General features: G+C 61.6%; 16 protein-coding genes and 4 tRNA genes. 16 read left to right on the top strand and 4 right to left on the bottom strand.

What is annotated here, in order from left to right; all coding sequences use genetic code 11:
* The first annotated feature begins 128 nt into the window (after window positions 1–128).
* The 13 genes from KHP07_RS20300 to KHP07_RS20240 all read left to right on the top strand — a co-directional run bounded on the left by KHP07_RS20300 (window position 129) and on the right by KHP07_RS20240 (window position 12417).
* A complete protein-coding gene (locus KHP07_RS20300) occupies window positions 129–2693 on the top strand; it encodes a FimV/HubP family polar landmark protein (protein ID WP_214497883.1) in 2565 nt (854 codons plus the stop codon).
* Between the two features lie 230 nt (window positions 2694–2923).
* Complete coding sequence (truA, locus tag KHP07_RS20295; RefSeq protein ID WP_078049422.1) at window positions 2924–3748, top strand: tRNA pseudouridine(38-40) synthase TruA; 825 nt, start codon at window positions 2924–2926, stop codon at window positions 3746–3748.
* 64 nt (window positions 3749–3812) lie between these two features.
* The gene (locus KHP07_RS20290) at window positions 3813–4445 is read left to right on the top strand and encodes a phosphoribosylanthranilate isomerase (protein WP_099492916.1); all 633 of its coding nucleotides are present in this window, start codon (window positions 3813–3815) and stop codon (window positions 4443–4445) included.
* Between the two features lie 244 nt (window positions 4446–4689).
* Window positions 4690–5610: an acetyl-CoA carboxylase, carboxyltransferase subunit beta gene (accD, locus tag KHP07_RS20285; RefSeq protein WP_078049420.1), complete on the top strand. Its 921-nt coding sequence runs from the start codon at window positions 4690–4692 to the stop codon at window positions 5608–5610.
* On the top strand, window positions 5607–6914 hold the full coding sequence (gene folC / locus KHP07_RS20280; RefSeq protein ID WP_214497882.1) for a bifunctional tetrahydrofolate synthase/dihydrofolate synthase: 1308 nt from the start codon (window positions 5607–5609) through the stop codon (window positions 6912–6914). Before accD ends, folC begins: the two co-directional genes overlap by 4 nt.
* Window positions 6898–7560: an SPOR domain-containing protein gene (locus KHP07_RS20275; protein ID WP_078049418.1), complete on the top strand. Its 663-nt coding sequence runs from the start codon at window positions 6898–6900 to the stop codon at window positions 7558–7560. The genes folC and KHP07_RS20275 overlap by 17 nt, the downstream gene beginning before the upstream one ends.
* Window positions 7561–7762: 202 nt before the next feature.
* Window positions 7763–8320, top strand: coding sequence for a CvpA family protein (locus KHP07_RS20270; RefSeq protein ID WP_003192538.1), 558 nt, complete (start codon window positions 7763–7765; stop codon window positions 8318–8320).
* 41 nt (window positions 8321–8361) lie between these two features.
* Window positions 8362–9867, top strand: a complete 1506-nt coding sequence (gene purF / locus KHP07_RS20265) for an amidophosphoribosyltransferase (protein ID WP_078049417.1) — start codon at window positions 8362–8364, stop codon at window positions 9865–9867.
* A 65-nt stretch (window positions 9868–9932) separates the two neighbouring features.
* Window positions 9933–11144: an O-succinylhomoserine sulfhydrylase gene (locus KHP07_RS20260; RefSeq protein ID WP_078049416.1), complete on the top strand. Its 1212-nt coding sequence runs from the start codon at window positions 9933–9935 to the stop codon at window positions 11142–11144.
* Between the two features lie 11 nt (window positions 11145–11155).
* Window positions 11156–11920 carry an SDR family oxidoreductase gene (locus tag KHP07_RS20255; RefSeq protein ID WP_078049415.1) on the top strand — a complete coding sequence of 255 codons (765 nt, stop codon included), beginning with the start codon at window positions 11156–11158 and terminating at the stop codon, window positions 11918–11920.
* 107 nt (window positions 11921–12027) lie between these two features.
* A tRNA-Val gene (locus KHP07_RS20250) sits at window positions 12028–12103 on the top strand.
* A 55-nt stretch (window positions 12104–12158) separates the two neighbouring features.
* Window positions 12159–12235 (top strand) — tRNA-Asp (locus KHP07_RS20245).
* Between the two features lie 105 nt (window positions 12236–12340).
* Window positions 12341–12417, top strand: a tRNA-Asp gene (locus KHP07_RS20240).
* Window positions 12418–12580: 163 nt separating this feature from the next.
* Here the strand turns inward: KHP07_RS20240 and KHP07_RS20235 are convergent.
* Window positions 12581–13864 (bottom strand): NAD(P)/FAD-dependent oxidoreductase, encoded by a 1284-nt coding sequence (locus KHP07_RS20235; protein WP_099492556.1) that lies wholly within the window; start codon window positions 13862–13864, stop codon window positions 12581–12583.
* Window positions 13865–14048: 184 nt separating this feature from the next.
* Here KHP07_RS20235 and KHP07_RS20230 point away from each other — a divergent pair.
* Window positions 14049–14125 (top strand) — tRNA-Val (locus KHP07_RS20230).
* A 214-nt stretch (window positions 14126–14339) separates the two neighbouring features.
* Here KHP07_RS20230 and KHP07_RS20225 read toward each other — a convergent pair.
* From KHP07_RS20225 to KHP07_RS20215, 3 genes are read right to left on the bottom strand one after another with little or no spacing between them, the layout of a single operon-like run.
* Complete coding sequence (locus KHP07_RS20225; RefSeq protein ID WP_214497881.1) at window positions 14340–15761, bottom strand: MFS transporter; 1422 nt, start codon at window positions 15759–15761, stop codon at window positions 14340–14342.
* A gap of 58 nt (window positions 15762–15819) precedes the next feature.
* Entirely contained in the window at window positions 15820–16005 is a 186-nt protein-coding gene (locus KHP07_RS20220) for a hypothetical protein (protein WP_078049412.1), read from the bottom strand.
* A gap of 9 nt (window positions 16006–16014) precedes the next feature.
* Window positions 16015–16560 (bottom strand): DUF4410 domain-containing protein, encoded by a 546-nt coding sequence (locus KHP07_RS20215; RefSeq protein WP_214497880.1) that lies wholly within the window; start codon window positions 16558–16560, stop codon window positions 16015–16017.
* A gap of 339 nt (window positions 16561–16899) precedes the next feature.
* Here KHP07_RS20215 and KHP07_RS20210 point away from each other — a divergent pair, with 339 nt between their 5' ends.
* Both KHP07_RS20210 and KHP07_RS20205 read left to right on the top strand, forming a co-directional pair.
* Window positions 16900–17616, top strand: a complete 717-nt coding sequence (locus tag KHP07_RS20210) for a DUF969 domain-containing protein (protein ID WP_078049410.1) — start codon at window positions 16900–16902, stop codon at window positions 17614–17616.
* Window positions 17613–18563, top strand: a complete 951-nt coding sequence (locus KHP07_RS20205; RefSeq protein WP_078049409.1) for a DUF979 domain-containing protein — start codon at window positions 17613–17615, stop codon at window positions 18561–18563. Before KHP07_RS20210 ends, KHP07_RS20205 begins: the two co-directional genes overlap by 4 nt.
* Window positions 18564–18567 lie beyond the last annotated feature (4 nt).

Below are 18567 nucleotides of genomic sequence, written 5' to 3'. Positions count from 1 at the left end.
GCCAAGCGCTATGCTTGGCCCCAGGCAGGAAAAGTTGCGCGTCGGTGACCTATCGGCTCGCCATGCCTTATGGCAGCGGTTACCAACCTTCTCGCAGGCCGGGGAGTGTTCAAACAAAGGATGAGGCTATGGTTCAAGTTCGCAAACTGGTGTTAGCAATAGCGGCCGCCTCGGCGCTGTCCTCCGGTATGGCGCAGGCGCTGCAGCTGGGGGAGATGACCCTCAAGTCGAAGTTGAACCAGCCGTTGGCGGTGGAAATCGAATTGCTCGATGTCGGCGGCCTCACGGCGTCCGAGATCACGCCGAGCCTGGCTTCGTCCCAGGCGTTTGTGGACGCGGGCGTTGATCGCCAGGCATTTCTCGATGACCTGACGTTTACCCCGGTGGTCAATCCAAACGGCCGCAGTGTGGTGCGCGTCACCTCCAGCAAGCCGCTGCCTGATTCCTACGTCCGTTTCCTGTTGCAGGTGCAATGGCCTAATGGCCGTCTGATGCGTGACTACAGCGTGTTGCTCGACCCGGCCAAGTTCGACCAGCCGGCACCGACGACCGCCGCGCCGGCACCGCGCTCGGCTGCACCGGCCAGCACCGCGCCGGCCGCGAGCAAAACGGCGCAGCACACCACCACCTCCCGTGACACCCTGTGGGAAATTGCCGCGAAGAACCGCAATGGCGGCTCGGTGCAGCAGACCATGCTGGCGATCCAGGCGCTGAACCCCGATGCCTTTGTGGACGGCAATATCAACCGCCTGAAAACCGGCCAGGTCCTGCGCCTGCCGGACACCGTACAAAGCACCGCATTACCGCAACCCCAGGCGATTGCCGAGGTGAGCGCGCAGAACGCCGCCTGGCGCCAGGGTCGGCGTGCCGCGACCAATCCCGCAGCGGGCAAGCAGCAACTGGACGCCACCAAGCGCACCCAGGCCGGCAACGCCCCAGCCAGCACCAACGCCAAGGACAACTTGAGCCTGGTGTCGGCCGAGGCGGCCAAGAAGGGGGCCAAAGGCAAGGTCGGCGATAGCGCGGCACTCAGCGACAAGCTGGCGATGACCCAGGAGCAACTGGACACCACCCGCCGTGACAACGAAGAACTGAAAAGCCGCGCGGCCGACTTGCAAAGCCAATTGGACAAGCTGCAAAAGCTGATTCAACTGAAGAACGATCAACTGGCGCGTTTGCAGGCGGAAAAGGGTGTCCCGGCTACCGCGGCCACGGCGGCGATGCCCGCGCAGTTGGCAGGCGAACCGGCGGCTGCCCCGGTAGCGCCCGATACCGCCACGTCCACTGCTGCCCCTGCACCCACCGCACCAGCGCCAGCACCTGAGCCGGTCAAGGCGGATGCAGCGCCGGCCACCACCGAGGGCAAATTCAACGACCTGCTGACCAACCCGGTCGTGCTCGGCGTACTTGGCGGCGCCGCTATCTTGCTGGTGCTGTTGCTCCTGCTGTTGTGGGCGCGCCATCGCAATGCGCGCCGCGAAGAAGAAAAGCACCTGCGCATGGCGCGGGCCCTGGCGGAAGAGCCAGAGTTCACCTCGAACATCGATCACGACCTGCCGCCGGACAGCTTCGAAGGCCTGGAAGTGCCGCCGCCAAACGTCAAGCTGGCCGCGGCGCCAGCACCGGCCCCGGTGGTCGCGCCGGCTGTTGCGGTGCCGACCGTTGCTTCCGTGCTCGCGCCGCTGGCCGTTGCCGTGGCTCCGGTGAACTCAAGCGATGCGTTGGCCCAGGCTCAATCCCATATCGACCGTGGCCACCTCAACCAGGCCGCCGACGTGCTGCAACAGGCGATCAGGCATGAGCCCAAGCGCAGCGACCTGCGTTTGAAGCTGATGGAAGTCTACGGCCTGCAAAACGACAAGGACGGCTTTGTGACACAGGAGCGTCAGCTGGTGGCCAATGGTGAAAACCATGCCCAGGTCGAGCAGCTCAAGAGTCGCTTCCCGGCCATGGCCGTGCTGGCGGCAGGCGTCAGCGCGGCGGTGGCCGCTGCTGCCCTGGACGCTCAATACGTCAAGGATTTGCTCGAAGACAAACCAGCGCCTGCGCAGCCGGAGGCCTTTGATACCGATTTTGACCTGAGCCTGGACGATCTCGAAGAAGCTTCCCCGGCCGAGGTCAAGGACGATCAGCAAGCCTTTGAGTCGCTTCTAAAGCAGCAGACTGAAGCCAAGGCCAGCCCGGACGACCTGTCGGACTTCGATCTGGACCTGCAGTTGGACGCCCCGGCTTCGGCGCAATCCGATGACGACTTTCTATCGGGCCTCGAAGACCAGATGAAGGACGTGCCGGCCGTCGAGCCACCGACCCTCACACCTGCGGCACTGGACGACTTCGACCTGCCGGAAGATTTCGACCTGTCCCTGGCCGATGAGCCGGAAGCGCCGGCCAAGCCTGATGCATTTGCGTCGGAGCTGGATGATGTCAACGCCGAGCTGGACCGCCTGTCCCAGAGCCTGGAGCATCCGTCCATCGAACCGTCCTTCACTGCGCAAGATGCGGCGTTGGGCGATGATGAGCCGGAATTCGACTTCCTCTCCGGCACCGACGAAGTTGCCACCAAGCTCGACCTGGCCCAGGCGTATATCGACATGGGCGATGCGGACGGTGCGCGAGACATCCTCACCGAAGTGCTCACTGAGGGCGACGAGACTCAGCGCGGCGAGGCCAAGGAAATGCTCGGTCGCATTTAACGGGCGACGCCTATCCAGTGTGGGAGCGGGCTTGCTCGCGAAGACGGCGCGTCAGTCAATGATGTTGTGACTGATCCACCCCCTTCGCGAGCAAGCCCGCTCCCACATTTTGCTAGGGGCCAATCCGTTACAAAAGTGCCCATCACGCTTTACGGTCTTTATAATGGCCGCCTTTGCGCAACTCATCAGGCTCTCAGTTCTTGGCAAATATAGATAATCCGGCTGCCGAAATGGCAGCCGCAGGCTTTTACCGCATCGCCCTGGGCGTGGAATACAAAGGTTCGCGCTATCGCGGCTGGCAGCGTCAGGCGTCTGGCGTGCTGACGGTGCAGGAAACCCTGGAAAATGCCCTGTCCAAAGTTGCTGATTCGCCAGTGTCGCTGATGTGCGCCGGGCGCACCGATGCGGGCGTGCATGCTTGCGGCCAGGTGGTGCATTTCGACACCCAGGCAGAACGCTCCATGAAGGCCTGGGTGATGGGCGCTAATATCAATCTGCCCCATGACGTCAGTGTCAGCTGGGCCAAGGTCATGCCCGCGCATTTCCATGCGCGCTTCAAGGCGATCGCCCGGCGTTATCGCTATGTGATCTACAACGACCAGATCCGCCCGGCGCACCTCAACGAAGAAATCACCTGGAACCATCGCCCGCTCGACGCCGAGCGCATGGCCGAAGCCGCGCAGCACCTGGTGGGCGTGCATGATTTCAGCGCCTTCCGTGCCGGCCAGTGCCAGGCCAAGTCGCCGATCAAGGAGGTCCATCACCTGCGCGTGACCCGCCACGGCAAAATGATCGTGCTGGATATCCGCGCCGGGGCCTTCCTGCATCACATGGTTCGAAACATTGCCGGGGTGCTGATGACCATCGGCACCGGCGAGCGCCCGGTGGAGTGGGCCAAGGAAGTGCTGGAAAGCCGCGTCCGCCGTACCGGCGGGGTCACGGCGCATCCGTTCGGCCTATACCTGGTGGATGTGGAGTACCGCGACGAGTTCGAACTGCCGGATCGTTTCATCGGGCCACACTTCCTCACAGGTTTCAGCGAACTTGGCGGCTGACGCCCGGAAAAGCTTTTGTTACCATCCGGGACTTTCTCGGTCCAACCCCTGAGGTTTCCACGACATGTCAGCCGTTCGCAGCAAGATTTGCGGGATTACCCGCATAGAAGACGCGCTGGCGGCAGTCGAGGCGGGGGCGGATGCCATTGGTTTCGTGTTTTACGCCAAGAGCCCACGGGCGGTGAATGTGTTGCAGGCGCGGGCGATCATCGCCGCCTTGCCGCCGTTCGTGACTACCGTGGGGTTGTTCGTCAACGCGAGCCGTTGCGAACTCAACGAAACCCTGGATGCCGTACCGCTGGATATGCTGCAGTTTCACGGCGACGAGACGCCCGACGAATGTGAAAGCTACCAGCGCCCCTACATCAAGGCATTGCGCGTCAAGGCCGGGGATGACATTGCGGCCGCCTGTGCCGCCTATGGTGGCGCTCGCGGGATTCTGCTCGACACCTACGTCGAAGGCGTGCCCGGTGGAACCGGTGAAGCGTTCGATTGGTCGCTGATTCCCGCAGGGCTGAGCAAGCCGATTATCCTGGCCGGCGGGCTCAACCCTGCGAATGTCGGGGCGGCGATCGAGCAGGTTCGCCCGTATGCCGTGGATGTCAGCGGTGGGGTAGAGCAGGGCAAGGGCATCAAGGATCACAGCAAGATTCGCGCATTCATGCAGGCCGTGCGCAACAGCAGCGGTGGGATGTGACGGCTGGCAGTCTGCCGCCGTCCATAACTACCACTGTGTAAAACAGCCCGGCGCCGCCTGTGGGTGGCTCGGAAATGAAGTGGCAACCCTGCGCTGGCAGGTTGTCTGGAAGGCTGAGGATACATGCGGGAAAAGGCCGGTCGAACGTCTGACCCCGTCCAGCATGTGTCATCGCCACATATGAATTTAGCTCAAGGGCATACGCGGGGCTGTGTTCAAGCCACCGGTACTGGAGAAAGAAAGCATGAGCAACTGGTTAGTAGACAAACTGATCCCTTCGATCATGCGTTCCGAGGTGAAGAAAAGCTCGGTTCCTGAAGGTCTGTGGCACAAGTGCCCATCCTGCGACGCGGTGCTGTACCGCCCGGAGCTGGAAAAGACCCTGGACGTTTGCCCCAAGTGCAACCACCACATGCGTATCGGCGCCCGCGCCCGCATCGACATCTTCCTCGACGCCGAAGGCCGTAACGAGCTGGGCGCCGACCTGGAACCAGTTGACCGTCTCAAGTTCCGTGACGGCAAGAAGTACAAGGACCGCCTGACCGCTGCCCAAAAGCAGACCGGCGAGAAAGACGCGCTGATTTCCGTCAGCGGCAAGCTGCTGGGCATGCCTGTCGTGGTGTCGGCGTTCGAGTTCTCCTTCATGGGCGGCTCCATGGGTGCCATCGTCGGCGAGCGCTTTGTCCGCGCGGCCAACTACGCCCTGGAAAACCGTTGCCCGATGATCTGCTTCGCCGCCTCCGGTGGTGCGCGTATGCAGGAAGCCCTGATTTCCCTGATGCAAATGGCCAAGACCTCCGCGGTACTGGCGCGTCTGCGCGAAGAAGGCATCCCGTTCATCTCCGTGCTGACTGACCCTGTCTACGGCGGCGTATCCGCCAGCCTGGCTATGCTGGGTGACGTGATCGTTGGCGAGCCAAAGGCCCTGATCGGCTTTGCCGGCCCGCGCGTGATCGAGCAGACCGTGCGTGAAAAACTGCCGGAAGGCTTCCAGCGCAGCGAGTTCCTGCTGGAGCACGGCGCGATCGACCTGATCATCCCGCGCGGCGAGTTGCGTCCGCGCCTGGGCAACCTGCTGGCACAAATGATGGGCCTGCCGACGCCTGTCTACATCGCGCCTAAGGTCGAGCCGATTGTTGTGCCGCCGGTGCCTGCAAACCTATGACCCAACGTACCCTGGGCGAATGGCTCGCCTACCTTGAGCAGTTGCATCCGTCCGCCATCGACATGGGCCTGGAGCGCTCGCAACAGGTAGCGGCCCGCCTTGGGTTGGGCCGGCCGGCGCCGCGAGTGATCACGGTGACCGGCACCAACGGCAAAGGCTCTACCTGTGCCTTTGTCGCGGCGCTGCTGCAGGCCCAAGGGCTGAAAGTCGGCGTCTACAATTCCCCGCACCTGCTGCGTTACAACGAGCGGGTGCAGCTCAATGGCGTCGAAGCCACCGATGAGCAACTCTGCGAAGCCTTCGCCGCACTCGATGCCGGCCGGGGTGAGACATCCCTGACTTACTTCGAGATGGGCACCCTGGCGGCGTTCTGGCTGTTCGAGCGTGCGCAACTGGATGTGGTGGTGCTGGAAGTCGGCCTGGGCGGACGCCTGGACACGGTCAATGTGGTGGATGCCGATCTGGCGCTGGTCACCAGTATTGGTGTGGACCACGCCGACTACCTGGGCAATACCCGCGAATCCGTGGCCTACGAAAAGGCCGGGATCTTCCGGCAGGGCAAGCCAGCGCTGTGTGGTGACCTGGATCCGCCACACACCTTGCTGGACAAGGTGCGCGAGCTGGATTGCCCGCTTTTCCTGCGCGGTCGCGAATTCAACCTTGAGATCGGTGAGCAGCACTGGCAATGGCGTGGGCGCGATGCACAAGGCCAGGCTGTGGAGCTGCGCGATCTGCCGCTGCTGAACCTGCCGATGGAAAACGCCGCGCTCGCGCTGCAGGCTTATCTGCTGTTGGATCTGCCGTGGAATGCCGAGCAGATCGCCGCCACCTTGTTGGCGACGCGCGTGGTCGGGCGTCTGGATCGACGTGAGTTCCAATGGCAGGGCAGGCGCCTGAACCTGCTGCTGGATGTGGGCCACAACCCCCATGCGGCCGAGTACCTGGCGCAACGCCTGTCGCGCAGGCCACCGGTCGGCCGTCGCCTTGCAGTATTCGGTTTGCTCGCCGATAAGGACCTGGAGGGCGTGGTCGCGCCCTTGCTGGGCAATGTCCAGGCTTGGGCCGTGGCGCCGCTGGATACCTCGCGCAGCCGTCCGGCGACCGAACTGGAAGTGGCCTTGCAGAACCTTGGTGCGCCGGTGACGTCGTATGCAAGCGTGACCGATGCCCTTGAAGCACAGTGCGCCATTGCCACGCCCGACGATGAGATTCTGTTGTTCGGGTCATTTTATTGTGTTGCCGAGGCGCTTGAGTGGTTGGCCCGGCGCTCCACGGAGGAAGCTGCACATGGCATTACTGGATAGCGCATACAAGCAGCGAATGGTCGGAGCCTTGGTGCTGGTGGCATTGGCGGTGATTTTCCTGCCGATGCTGTTTTCCCGCCAGGACGAAGAGCGTCAGGTTGTCGTCGAAGCCCCGGCTGCGCCCCAGGCGCCCGCAGTGCCCCAGGTGCAGGTTGAACCGGTGGTGGTACCTGAGCCCCAGGCATTGCCTGAAGAAGAGCCTGTACCGACTGACGATGAAGTGGCTGCGCAGCAGGCACCGTCGATGCCGGTGCAACCCAGCGTGCCAGTGGTCAAGCCAGCACCCGCGGCGCCGGTTGTCGCCACCAAGCCCGCTGCGCCCGCACCTGCACCCAAGCCGGTAGCGCCGCAACCTGCCGCCCCGGGCAAGCCGGATGTGGGGCAGAGCCGTATCGACCCGAATGGCTTGCCGATCAGTTGGTCGATCCAGGTCGCCAGCCTGGGCAATCGCGAAGGCGCCGACGCCTTGCAGAAGAAGCTGCGTAGCCAGGGCTACAACGCCTATATTCGAAGCGCCGACGGCAAGAATCGGGTGTTTATCGGCCCGCTGATCGAGCGTGCCGAGGCGGATCGCCTGCGGGACCTGCTGGATCGCCAGCAGAACCTTAAAGGATTCGTCACTCGTTTCCAGCCTGAACGCGGCTGATTTGATCCCTGCTTGAGATGCGGCATACCTTTAGGAGCCCGGCTTGCCGGCGATGGCGTCGATAAGATCGCTATCGCCGGCAAGTCGGGCTCCTACATTCAGGGGTACAACCCATTGATTTGCAAAGCTGCCGTAATCACAGCTTACCGATAGCCCGACGCTCTGCTAAAATGCGCCGCCTTATCTGTCCGTAGGCTCAAACGTGCCATTTACCTGGGTTGATTGGGCGATCGTTGCAATCGTCGCCATCTCCGCTTTGATCAGTCTAAGCCGCGGCTTCGTAAAAGAAGCACTGTCGTTGCTGACCTGGATCATCGCAGGAGTCGTAGCCTGGATGTTCGGCGGTTCATTGTCGGTCTACCTGGCCGGATACATCGAGACACCTTCGGCTCGCGTCATCGCGGGCTGCGCCATCATGTTCATCGCCACGCTGCTGGTGGGGGCAATGGTCAATTATCTTATTGGCGAGTTGATACGTGTCACCGGCCTCTCCGGGACCGATCGATTTCTCGGCATGGCCTTCGGCGCCGCGCGTGGCGCGTTGCTGGTGGTCGTGGCGGTCGGGCTGTTGAGCCTGGGGCCGGTACAGCAGGATTCGTGGTGGCAGGAGTCGGTACTCGTGCCAAAATTTCTATTGGTTGCAGATTGGTCCAAAAACCTCATTCTGGGGTGGAGCAGTCAGTGGCTGGCCAGCGGAATCAGCGTACCCGCTGATCTTCCGTTCAAGGAACACCTCTTACCGGCCAAAACGCCTCAGTAAGCTGTGTTCAGTCAAGATTCATTAAGTAGGGGTTGCGTCGCATGTGTGGCATCGTCGGTATCGTCGGTAAGTCGAACGTCAATCAGGCGCTGTATGACGCGCTAACCGTCCTCCAGCACCGCGGCCAGGACGCTGCCGGTATTGTGACCAGCCACGACGGCCGGTTATTCCTGCGCAAGGACAATGGCCTGGTACGTGACGTGTTTCACCAGCGTCACATGCAGCGCCTGGTCGGGCATATGGGCATTGGCCATGTGCGTTACCCAACTGCCGGTAGCTCGACGTCGGCCGAAGCTCAACCGTTTTACGTCAACTCGCCTTACGGCATCACCCTGGCGCACAACGGTAACCTGACCAACGTTGAACAGTTGGCCAAGGAGATTTACGAATCTGACCTGCGCCACGTCAACACCAGTTCCGACTCGGAAGTGCTGCTCAACGTGTTCGCCCACGAGCTGGCCCAGCGCGGCAAGCTGCAGCCGACCGAAGAAGACGTGTTCGCTGCCGTCACCGACGTGCACAACCGTTGCGTCGGCGGTTATGCCGTAGTGGCCATGGTCACCGGTTATGGCATCGTCGGCTTCCGTGACCCGCACGGCATTCGCCCGATCGTGTTCGGCCAGCGTCACACCGACGAAGGCGTCGAGTACATGATCGCCTCCGAAAGCGTGTCCCTGGACGTGTTGGGTTTCACCCTGATCCGCGACCTTGCGCCAGGCGAAGCGGTGTACATCACCGAAGACGGCAAGCTGCATACCCGCCAGTGCGCCGTGGCACCGAAACTCACCCCGTGCATCTTCGAGCACGTCTACCTGGCGCGTCCGGATTCGATCATCGACGGCGTTTCGGTGTACAAGGCGCGTCTGCGCATGGGCGAGAAGCTGGCCGAGAAAATCCTGCGCGAGCGTCCTGAGCATGACATCGACGTGGTGATCCCGATCCCGGACACCAGCCGTACCGCTGCGCTGGAGCTGGCCAACCACCTGGGCGTCAAGTTCCGCGAAGGCTTCGTGAAGAACCGCTACATTGGCCGGACCTTCATCATGCCGGGCCAGGCAGCGCGCAAGAAGTCGGTACGCCAGAAGCTCAACGCCATCGAGCTGGAATTCCGCGGCAAGAACGTGATGCTGGTGGATGATTCCATCGTGCGTGGCACCACCTGCAAGCAGATCATCCAGATGGCCCGCGAAGCCGGTGCGAAGAACGTGTATTTCTGTTCCGCAGCACCTGCCGTGCGTTACCCGAACGTATACGGTATCGACATGCCGAGCGCCCACGAACTGATCGCTCACAACCGTTCGACCCAGGACGTGGCCGACCTGATCGGTGCCGATTGGCTGATCTACCAGGACTTGCCGGACCTGATCGAAGCGGTCGGTGGTGGCAAAATCAAGATCGACCAGTTCGATTGCGCCGTGTTTGACGGCAAGTACGTGACCGGTGACGTCGACGAGGCGTACCTGGACAAGATCGAGCAGGCGCGTAACGACTCGTCGAAGATCAAGACCCAGGCGGTCAGCGCGATCATCGACCTGTACAACAACTGAGTGACAACCGGCCCTGAGGGGCCGGTTTTGTATCTTAAATAAAGAATTGAGTAAGGAGTCGCAGCATGAGTCAGGAATGGGATGCCGGTCGGTTGGACAGCGACCTCGATGGCGTAGCTTTCGATACCCTGGCTGTGCGCGCCGGCCAGCACCGCACCCCGGAAGGTGAGCACGGCGACCCGATGTTCTTCACTTCCAGCTATGTGTTCCGCACCGCCGCCGATGCCGCTGCGCGCTTTGCTGGCGAAGTGCCGGGCAACGTGTATTCGCGCTATACCAACCCGACCGTGCGCGCGTTCGAAGAGCGTATCGCGGCGTTGGAAGGCGCTGAGCAAGCTGTGGCCACGGCCACCGGCATGGCGGCGATCCTGGCGGTGGTCATGAGCCTGTGCAGTGCCGGCGACCATGTGCTGGTGTCGCGCAGTGTGTTCGGTTCGACCATCAGCCTGTTCGAAAAGTACTTCAAGCGTTTCGGTATCGAAGTGGACTACGTGCCCTTGGCGGACTTGTCTGGCTGGGAGGCAGCGATCAAGGCCAACACCAAGTTGCTGTTCGTCGAGTCGCCGTCCAACCCATTGGCCGAACTGGTGGATATCGCTGCATTGTCCGAAGTGGCGCATGCCAAGGGCACCCTGCTGGTGGTCGACAACTGCTTCTGCACCCCGGCGCTGCAGCAGCCGTTGAAGCTGGGCGCGGACATCGTCGTGCACTCGGCGACCAAGTTCATCGACGGCCAGGGTCGTTGCATGGGCGGTGTGGTTGCGGGTCGCAGTGAGCAGATGAAAGAGGTCGTGGGCTTCCTGCGCACCGCTGGCCCAAGCTTGAGCCCATTCAACGCCTGGATCTTCCTCAAGGGCTTGGAAACCCTCAACCTGCGCATGAAGGCCCATTGCGCCAACGCCCAGGCGCTGGCCGAGTGGCTGGAGCAGCAAGACGGTATCGAGAAGGTGCATTACGCCGGCCTCAAGAGCCACCCGCAGCACGCGTTGGCCCAGCGCCAGCAGCGCGGTTTTGGTGCCGTGGTGAGCTTCGAAGTCAAGGGCGGCAAAGAGGGCGCCTGGCGTTTTATCGATGCGACGCGCCTGATCTCCATCACCGCCAACCTGGGTGACAGCAAGACCACCATTACCCACCCGAGTACCACTTCCCACGGGCGCCTGGCGCCGCAGGAGCGTGAGGCAGCGGGTATCCGTGACAGCCTGATCCGCATCGCGGTTGGCCTGGAAGACGTGGCTGACTTGCAGGCTGACCTGGCTCGCGGGCTGGCAGCCTTGTGATCGAGTGGTCCATGGAAGCCGCAGCCGCCAGTAACGGGCGTGTCGCACTGGTCACCGGTGCGGCGCGGGGCATTGGTCTCGGGATTGCCGCGTGGCTGATCAGCGAAGGCTGGCAGGTGGTGTTGACCGACCTGGACCGCGAGCGCGGTTCCAAGGTGTCCAAGGTGCTGGGCGAGAACGCCTGGTTTATCAGCATGGACGTGGCCGACGAGAAGCAAGTGGCCCAGGGTGTCGCCGAAGTGCTGGGGCAGTTTGGGCGCCTGGACGCGTTGGTCTGCAACGCGGCAGTGGCCGACCCGCGCAATATCACCCTGGAAAGCCTGGACCTGGCTTACTGGAATCGGGTGCTGGCCGTGAACCTCGGTGGGCCGATGTTATTGGCCAAGCACTGCGCGCCTTACCTGCGCGCCCACGGTGGCGCCATCGTCAATCTGGCGTCGACACGGGCTCGCCAGTCGGAGCCGGACACCGAGGCTTATGCCGCAAGCAAAGGCGGCCTGCTGGCCCTCACGCATGCCCTGGCGATGAGCCTGGGCCCGGAAGTAAGGGTCAATGCGGTCAGTCCTGGCTGGATCGATGCGCGTGATCCTGCAGCACGTCGTGCCGAACCGTTGAGCGACACCGATCACGCCCAGCATCCGGCGGGCAGGGTGGGCACTGTAGAAGACGTAGCGGCGATGGTGGCATGGCTGCTGTCGCGCCAGGCGGGGTTTGTCACCGGGCAAGAGTTTGTCGTGGACGGTGGCATGAGCAAGAAGATGATTTACAGCGAGTAGGGCGGGTTGCCGTCTTGAAGTCATTTTGTCTTTTTCAGAAAAACTTCAAGCGGGCTATTGACTTAGGTCCGCTACCTGCGTAAATTTCGCGGCCTCAACGAAGCAAAGGGTGATTAGCTCAGCTGGGAGAGCATCTGCCTTACAAGCAGAGGGTCGGCGGTTCGATCCCGTCATCACCCACCACTTCTTGAGAGTTTTGCCCCAGGGCAAGACGCAACGCTAAAGGTTGCACCGACGCGCAGCGGTAGTTCAGTCGGTTAGAATACCGGCCTGTCACGCCGGGGGTCGCGGGTTCGAGTCCCGTCCGCTGCGCCATATTTTCCAAGTCTGATTTGTCGGGCTTGAGATTGAACAGCCAAGGCTGATCGATCAGATGTTCAAGGACGGTTGAGGCCTTACGCTCAGCCGGTCAAGCGATACGCAGCGGTAGTTCAGTCGGTTAGAATACCGGCCTGTCACGCCGGGGGTCGCGGGTTCGAGTCCCGTCCGCTGCGCCATATCTGCATCAAGGCCCACTGAACGCCTTGAAGCGCAAAGAAAGCCTCTGGCTACTTTGATCCGATAGCAAAGACCCTGGTCGAAAGACTGGGGTTTTTTGTGTCTGCGATTTGATAAGTGCGACCCGTATGAGCCCGCGTGCGGGCTCCTACGAGTTTCGGATCAGAACCCCAGTTTGTCGCGTAGGCCGTAATACCAGGCGCCCATTGCCGCGAACGGTGTACGCAACAATTGCCCGCCTGGGAACGGGTAGTGCGGCAGGTCGGCAAATGCATCAAAGCGCTCTGCCTGGCCTCTGAGGGCTTCCGCCAGTACCTTGCCGGCCAAATGCGTGTACGTCACGCCGTGGCCGCTGCAGCCCTGCGAGTAATAGATGTTGTCGCCCAGGCGCCCCACCTGCGGCAAGCGCGACAGGGTGAGTAGGAAATTGCCGGTCCAGGCGTAGTCGATCTTCACATCCTTGAGCTGCGGGAATGCCTTGAGCATCTTCGGACGAATGATCGCCTCGATATTCGCCGGATCGCGCGCGCCGTACACCACGCCGCCGCCGAAGATCAGGCGCTTATCGCTGGTGAGGCGGTAGTAGTCGAGCAGGTAATTGCAGTCTTCTACGCAGTAATCCTGCGGCAGTAGCGTCTTCGCCAGTTCGTCGCCCAGGGGGGCCGTGGTGATCACTTGTGTGCCGCACGGCATCGACTTGGCCGCCAGCTCTGGCACGAGGTTGCCCAAGTAGGCATTGCCAGCGACGATGATGAACTTGGCCCTGACCTTGCCCTCGGCGGTGTGCACCACCGGGTTGGCACCGCGCTCGATACGCACCGCAGCCGATTGTTCGTAGATCGTACCGCCCAGGGATTCCACGGCAGCCGCTTCGCCGAGTGCGAGGTTAAGCGGATGGATGTGCCCGCCGCTCATGTCCAGCAGGCCACCCACATAGTTGTCACAGGCCACCACGTCACGAATGCGGCGCTCGTCCAGCAGCTCCAGCTGAGTATGGCCGTAGCGCTCCCACAGGCGCTTCTGCGATTCCAGGTGGCCCATGTGCTTGCTGTTGAGCGCGGCGAACACGCCGCCATCCTTCAAGTCGCACTGGATCTGATACTTGGCCACCCGCTCGCGAATGATCCTGCCGCCTTCAAACGCCATCTCTCCCAGCAATTGCGCCTGCTTGGGCCCGACACTGCGCTCGATCACATCGATATCACGGCTGTAACTGTTGACGATCTGCCCGCCGTTGCGACCCGAGGCGCCAAACCCCACCTTGGCGGCTTCCAGCACCGTCACGCGAAAACCGTTCTCCAGCAGGAACAGCGCGCTGGAGAGGCCGGTGTAGCCAGCGCCGATCACGCACACATCGGTTTCGACCTCGCCTTGCAGCACGGGACGGGGAGGAACGGCATTCGCGGAAGCGGCGTAATACGACTGGGGGTAGGGGGTGTTCGCCATCCTGGAACCTCTGTTTTATATTTTTTACGAGTGCGCCGATCCTACCTGAGTTGAAAATTGCCTGCCAGCCACCCGAAATCCACGGGTGTGCCCCACGCAAATAAAAAATTCGCATATTCATAGGGTTAGCTGCAAAAAAGATGTTGACACCCCTCCGGAATTCCGTAGAATGCCGCCTCACAGCAGGCACGTAGCTCAGTTGGTTAGAGCACCACCTTGACATGGTGGGGGTCGTTGGTTCGAGTCCAATCGCGCCTACCAAACAAAATCCGCTCTGCTGGGCGGTCTAGAAGGGCTCACCGAAAGGTGGGCCCTTTTTTGTTGTCTGCGATTTGCAAAATTTTTGCAAAACCCCCACCTCAGAACGCCAGTTCGGCGCCCACCTTCAATCTTGGGCGGGCTCTCCGGCAGGGTGTTCGTCAATGTCGAGCACGATAAGTAATCGTCGAACGACGCTCCAACCGGAATGGCTCACTCAGCTTCGCGTCAATACACTTTCCCCCGCCTGCGCCGGCAACCGATACACATCCACCAACGCCAACGCCCCCAGCAACGCCACCCCCACAAACGCCACCCGGAAATCCACAACCTGGGCCTGAACCTCATGCCCTTGCACCGTCATGGATGCGCGCAACAACAACGCGGCCACCGTCACACCCATGCCCATGGCCAGCTGGAACGACATGCTGAACAATGCCGACGCCTCGCTCATGCGTGCTTTGGGCACGTCGGCAAAGCCAATCGAGTTGTAGCAAGTGAACTGCATCGAGCGTGACAGCCCGCCCACGAACAACACCGCTGCAATCACTGCAAACGGTGTCTGCGCCGTAAACAAGGCGCAGGCCGCGATTGACGCCACGCCGATCATGCCATTGACCATGAGCACCTTGCAAAACCCGAAGCGCTGCATGATGGCTGTGGTGAATGGCTTCATCGCCAGGTTGCCGGCGAAGACCGCCAGCACCAACAAGCCGGCATCCACCGGGGACAAGCCGAAGGCAACCTGGAACAGCAGCGGCAACAGGAAGGGTAGTGCGCTGATGGCCAGGCGGAACAGTGAGCCGCCATAGATGCTGACGCGGAAGGTGTTGATGGACAGCGTTTCCAGCGGCAGCAACGAGTCGGAGTAATGCCGGCAATGGTGCACGGCCCAGACCGACAGCAGTAGGCCCGCCGCCACCAATCCGGCGCCGGGGATGAGCATTTCGCCGGACTGGCTACCCAGCCATTCCAGCCCACCCAGCAATGCCACGCAGGCGCCCGCGAGCAACACAAAGCCCTTCGCATCGAACTTGCGCACGCTGGCCTCGCAGCCTTCCGGTACCAGCCACAGTGCGGCGGCCAGTGCCAAGGCGCCCAGCGGCAGGTTCACGTAGAAGATCCATGGCCACGAAGCATGGGTCACGATCAACCCACCGGCCAATGGCCCCAGGATCGGCGCCACCAACCCTGGCCAGGTGATGATCGCGATCATTTTCACCAAGTCTTTTTTGTCGGTATTGCGCAGCACTGCCAAGCGCCCCACCGGCACCATCAGGGCGCCGCCGATGCCCTGCAGGACGCGGGCGAACACGAACATCTCAAGGCTCTGGCTCAGGCCACACAGTAATGAGGCGAGGGTAAAGACGATGATCGCGCCGGCAAATACCCGGCGCGCTCCAAATCGGTCAGCGACCCAACTGGACAGTGGGATGAAGATCGCCACGGCGAGAATGTAGGCGGTGATGCCGATGTTCATGTCGACCGGCGTCACCCCGAAGGCCGATGCCATGGTCGGCAGGGCGGTGGCGATCACCGTCGCATCGAGGTTTTCCATGAAGAAGGTCACGGCGACCACCAGGGCAATCAAGCGGGTTTTTACGCTGAGGTCGGTGTCGGGTGTTGTGGAAGAAGTCACCGGTGCAGGCCCTTGTTCAATGAAGGTCGCTTCGGCCTGAAGATACCGGGCGGCAGCCTTAGCCGCTACCGCCAAGAAAAAACTGCAGCAGCGCCAGTTCAACGACCGCCACCAGCAGCAAAAACATCACGAACCCCAATGAGAACACGCGTTTTCGCCGCGGTGGTGTGTAGTCGCCCGCGAACTCAAGCAGCTTGAGCACGACGCCGATGAGCTTCCAGATACATTCGAGGAGTTCGCTCACAGCGGCGGTTTACTTGGCCTTTGCACTCTTGATATCGCTGATCATCTGCTTGGCAATCGCCTGCACCTGCTTCTGAGTCATGGCCGAGGCAATGCCTTCCCAGGCGGAGGATGACGTGTCGTAGGTGCGCGAGCCAATCGGTGCGCCGGATTTCAGGTCGGAATAGTCGGCGCGGGAGAACACCCAGGCGTTGCCGACCAATGCACCGGCGACATAGCGTGAACCCGGCTCGATGTAGCGGAACTTGCTCACATTAATGTTAATGCCGACGCCGTCTTCACCACTCGGCGCCACTGCGGGGCTTTCGGTGACACTGAAGCCGGCCTGCCGAGCTTCGACCTGCAGCGCGTTGTTCCAGTCACGCTTGAGCAGGTTCCAGTCCGGGTTTTGCTCGACCTGTCCTTCGCCCTTGATGCTGACCACGAGGTTATGTTTCGCGGATTCCGGGATCGCCAGTGCGGCGCTGCCGCCACTTTTTACCTTGGCGGCGCAACCGCCCAGCATGGACAACGCAGCAGCGCAGGAGAGGGCGATCAGGACCTTTTGGGTTTTCATTGAATTTCCATATCCGCAACAGTAATCGGGAGGGGTGTAATGATTTGAGGCGCGTGCCTGATAAACAGGCGGCGCTAAGATGCGCGAATCCCTGCCGGTCTGTCCACATCTCGTTACATGCGCGGTGTGGCATCACCGACAAAATTTATTGGTTCGCAGCAACAATTTTTCTTGTTGGACACCTCCCGCTTCCAGGCAGCAAAGTTGCCGCCACTGACGCTCGACCTTTCGGGTCAACAATAAAAAACCGAGCCGACTGCACGCCACTTCTTGCTGTGAACCCTTTGTTCACATCCTGCTGTAATGGCGCCGCAGCGCGCACTTAAGGACCTCACCGCCATGCAAACTGTTGTGAACTTATGGCCGTTGATCGGCGTACTTGTGATCGTGGTTGGCTTTGTCTTGCGCTTCAACCCTTTGCTGGTGGTGACCGCCGCCGCTATAGCCACCGGGTTTGCCGCTCATTTCCCGCTGGAAAAAATCCTCGCCACCATGGGCGATGGCTTCCTTCAAACCCGTGCCCTGCAATTGATTCTACTATTGCCCCTGGCGGTCATCGGCCTGCTGGAGCGTCACGGGCTGCGCCTGCATGCGCAGAACTGGATTGCGCGGTTCGAGCGCGCCACGGTGGGGCGTTTGTTGATCATCTATCTGTTTGTGCGCGAATCCACGGCCGCCATGGGCTTGACCAGCCTGGGTGGGCACCCGCAGATGGTGCGTCCACTGCTGGCACCTATGGCCGAAGGCGCGGCGGAGAAACGCTACGGCAAGCTGCCAGACAAGTTGCGTCACAAGGTGTTGGCCATGTGCGCCGCGACGGACAACGTCGGGCTGTTTTTTGGTGAAGACATTTTTGTCGCCTTTGGCGCGATCGCGCTGATGCACACCTTCCTGCTCGGTTCGGGCATTGATGTGGAGCCACTGCACATTGCGGTGTGGGGGATTCCGACAGCGATCTGCGCCTTCATCATCCACGCCATCCGCCTGCATCGGTTCGACCGAAGGCTCACCCGTGAGATGACGACTGCCGCCACCCCCGTGGAGGCCGCGCAATGATTATTTCCATTCAATACCTTTACTGGCTGGCCGGGGTTCTGCTGCTGATCACGGCAGGCATGATCGTGATGGACCGGACCCATCCCAAGCGCTGGTCCACGGCACTGTTCTGGCTGTTGTTCGCCATTCCATTCCTGATCGGCGAGCGTCTGCCCTCAGTGGCCATCGGCGCTGGTGTCGTGGTGATGGCGTTGATCGCCGGCATGGGCGGTGTTGGCCGTGGCAAACATGCCGAACTGCATGACAAGGCATCCCGTGCCAGTGCCGGCCGCCTGGGTCATAAGCTGTTTATCCCGGCGCTGGCCATTCCCCTGACCACCGTGATCGGCTCGGTATTGCTCAAGCACACCGAGATCGGCGGCGTCCCGCTGCTGGACCCGAAAAACACCACCTTTGTGTCCCTGGGCATCGGCTGCCTGATCGCCCTGGGCCTGGCTTGCTGGCTGACCCGTGATACGCCGGTACAGGCCTTGCGCGAGTCCCGTCGCCTGACTGAAGCGCTTGGCTGGGCCATGGTGCTTCCGCAGATGCTGGCAATGCTGGGTTTGCTGTTTAACGAAGCCGGGGTCGGCACGGCTGTCGCGCATGTCACCACCACTTATATCAACCTGGATTACAAGTTGGTGGCAGTGATGGTCTACGTGCTGGGCATGGCGTTGTTTACGGTGATCATGGGGAATGGCTTCGCGGCGTTCCCGGTGATGACCGGCGGCGTCGGGGTGCCGGTGCTGGTCGGTATCTACGGCGGTAATCCGGCGGTGATGGCGGCGATCGGCATGTTCTCCGGCTACTGCGGTACCCTGATGACCCCGATGGCCGCCAACTTCAATATCGTGCCGGCGGCGTTGCTCGAGCTGCCGGACAAGAACGCAGTGATCAAGGCTCAGCTGCCAACTGCGTTGATGATGCTGGTGGTCAATATTGTGCTGCTTTACCTGCTGATGTGAGGCC

Origin of the sequence: Pseudomonas sp. VS40, assembly GCF_018587885.1 — a bacterium.
In the GTDB taxonomy this organism is placed as follows: domain Bacteria; phylum Pseudomonadota; class Gammaproteobacteria; order Pseudomonadales; family Pseudomonadaceae; genus Aquipseudomonas; species Aquipseudomonas pergaminensis.
The sequence above is the reverse complement of the archived record's forward strand: the minus strand, read 5'-3'. Positions and strand labels throughout refer to the sequence as shown.